Source organism: Kineococcus glutinatus, from assembly GCF_039542765.1.
In the GTDB taxonomy this organism is placed as follows: domain Bacteria; phylum Actinomycetota; class Actinomycetes; order Actinomycetales; family Kineococcaceae; genus Kineococcus_A; species Kineococcus_A glutinatus.
In genome coordinates this window covers 1-2,591 of the sequence record NZ_BAABIL010000731.1, presented here as the reverse complement: position 1 = coordinate 2,591, position 2,591 = coordinate 1, and the positions used below count along the sequence as shown (strand labels likewise).

Sequence of the window (2,591 nt, the reverse complement as noted above, 5' to 3'; positions counted from 1 at the left end):
CCTCCGCGGGCGCCGCAGCCCCCGCGGCAGCAGGTGCCGGCACAGCGGGCGCCGCAGCCCCCGCGGCAGCAGGTGCCGGCACAGCGGGGGCCTCGGCCGGCTGCGCGCTGCCGCCCGGGTCGACGTCCACCGCCACGATCGGCGTGCCGACGTCGACGGTCGTCCCCTCCGGCACGAGCAGCTGCGACACCACCCCGGCGAAGGGGCTGGGCAGCTCCACCAGCGACTTGGCGGTCTCGATCTCCACGAGCACGTCGTTGACGGCCACCACGTCGCCGACGGCGACCTTCCAGGAGACGATCTCGGCCTCGGTGAGCCCCTCCCCCGCGTCGGGGAGGGCGAACTGCTTGAACGTGGGCACGGGTGTCCTGTCTGCGGGCGCGCGGGATCAGCGGGTGGACGGGATCAGCGGGCGGAGGCCGGTCAGGCGGCGAGGGAGCGGTCGACCGCGTCGAGGACCCGGTCCACGTCGGGCAGGTAGTGCTCCTCCGCGCGGGCCGCCGGGTACGGCAGGTGGAAGCCCCCCACCCGCAGCACCGGCGCCTGCAGGGAGTAGAAGCAGCGCTCGGCGATCCGGGCCGCCAGCTCCCCGCCGGTGCCGCCGAAGACGGGCGCCTCGTGGACGACGACGAGCCGGCCGGTGCGCTGCACCGACGCGGCCACCGTGTCCACGTCCAGGGGGGAGATGGTGCGCAGGTCGACGACCTCGATGCTCGTGCCGTCGGCCGCGGCGGCCTCGGCGGCCTCCAGCGCCAGGCGCACCGTCGGCCCGTGCGCGGCGAGGGTGACGTGCTCGCCGGCGCGGGCGATCCGCGCGCGGTGCAGCGGGGTGACGTCGGCGGGGGCCAGCGCGGTGTCCACCTCGCCCTTGTCCCAGTAGCGCCGCTCCGGCTCCAGGAACACCACCGGGTCCGGCGAGGCGATGGCCTGCTGCACCATCCAGTACGCGTCGTGGGCGCTGGCGGGGGTGACCACGCGCAGGCCGGAGACGTGCGCGAAGAGGGCCTCGGGGCTCTCGCTGTGGTGCTCCACCGAGCCGATGCCGCCGCCGAACGGGACGCGCAGCACGACGGGCAGCGCGAGGCGGCCGCGGCTGCGGGCGCGCAGCTTCGCGAGCTGGGTGACGACCTGGTTGAACGCCGGGTACACGAACCCGTTGAACTGGATCTCGCAGACCGGCCGGTAGCCGCGCAGCGCCAGGCCGATCGCGGTGCCCACGATGCCCGCCTCCGCGAGCGGGGTGTCCACGACGCGGCCCTCGCCGAAGTCCTTCTGCAGCCCCTCGGTGACGCGGAAGACGCCGCCGAGGGCGCCGATGTCCTCGCCCATCAGCAGCACGGACGGGTCGCGCTCGAGGGCGGCGCGCAGGCCGGCGTTGATCGCCCGCCCGATCGGCATGGTCTGCATCAGCTCTTCCCTCCGGCGGTGGCGGTGTCCTCGAACGTGGCGAGGTAGGCGGCGAAGGCGTCGCGCTCCTCGGCCACCTGCGCGTGGGGCTCGGCGTAGGCGTGGTCGAACATGTCCAGCGGGCCGGGTTCGGGCAGCTCCCGCACGCCGGCGCGCAGCCGCTCGGCGAGCTCGTCGCCCTCCGCCTCCAGGGCCGCCTCGTGCTCGGCGTCGAGGATCCCCTCGTCGAGCAGGTAGCGGCGGAAGCGCTCGACCGGGTCCTTCGCGCGCCACAGGTCGACCTCGGCGGCGGAGCGGTAGCGGCTGGGGTCGTCGGAGGTGGTGTGGGCGCCCATCCGGTAGGTGAGGGCCTCCACGAACGTCGGGCCGCCGCCGGAGCGGGCCCGGTCGAGGGCGGCGCGGGTCACGGCGAGGCAGGCCAGCACGTCGTTGCCGTCCACCAGGACCCCGGGCACGCCGACGCCCTCGGCGCGGCGGTGCAGCGGGACGCGCGCCTGCACCGAGACGGGCGCGGAGATCGCCCACTGGTTGTTCTGGCAGAGCACGACGAGCGGGGCGTTGTACACCGCCGCCCACTGCAGGGCCTCGCTCGCCTCGCCCTGGGAGGTGGCCCCGTCGCCGAGGTAGGCGATGACGGCGGTGTCGCGGTCCGGGTCGCCGGTGCCGACGGCGCCGTCGCGCTGCGCGCCCATCGCGTAGCCCACGGCGGGCAGCATCTGCGCGGCGATGACGAGCGTGTACGGGTGGAAGCCGTGCGCCACGGGGTCCCAGCCGCCGTGGCTGGTGCCGCGGTAGAGCTCCAGGACGCCCAGCGGGTCCACGCCCCGGCACCAGGCCACGCCGTGCTCGCGGTAGGTGGGGAAGGCGTGGTCCTGCGGGCGCATGGCCCGCCCGGAGCCGACCTGCGCGGCCTCCTGGCCGAGCAGCCCCGCCCACAGGCCGAGCTCGCCCTGCCGCTGCAGGGCGGTGGCCTCGGTGTCGATGCGGCGCACGAGGACCATGTCGCGGTGGAGGGCGAGCAGCTCCTCCGGCTCGAGGTCGGCCTCGTACCCCGGGTGCTCCACGCGCCGGCCCTCGGGGGTGAGGAGCTGGACCATCCCCCCGGGCTCGCCCGGTCCGCGGGGGGCGGGGACGGGGCTCTCGCTCACGGGTCTCCTCCAGGTGCCGGGGCGGCGCGGTGCGCC

3 protein-coding genes are annotated in these 2,591 nt (G+C 76.2%); all 3 read right to left on the bottom strand.

Features of this window, described 5'->3' with window-relative positions; translation table 11 throughout:
- Positions 1–361 (bottom strand): biotin/lipoyl-containing protein (locus ABEB16_RS20750; protein WP_345714082.1); only part of this gene is annotated, 361 nt, incomplete at its 3' end.
- Between the two features lie 62 nt (positions 362–423).
- The gene (locus tag ABEB16_RS20745) at positions 424–1,407 is read right to left on the bottom strand and encodes an alpha-ketoacid dehydrogenase subunit beta (RefSeq protein WP_345714081.1); all 984 of its coding nucleotides are present in this window, start codon (positions 1,405–1,407) and stop codon (positions 424–426) included.
- Positions 1,407–2,591: pyruvate dehydrogenase (acetyl-transferring) E1 component subunit alpha (gene pdhA / locus ABEB16_RS20740; protein WP_425560279.1), on the bottom strand; the 1,185-nt coding region annotated here is incomplete at its 5' end. The genes pdhA and ABEB16_RS20745, both read right to left, overlap by 1 nt.

What these genes read in the sequence shown, in the direction of transcription:
- ABEB16_RS20745 (WP_345714081.1), bottom strand. Translation starts at nt 1,407, where the DNA reads ATGCAGACCATGCCGATCGGGCGGGCGATCAACGCCGGCCTGCGCGCC.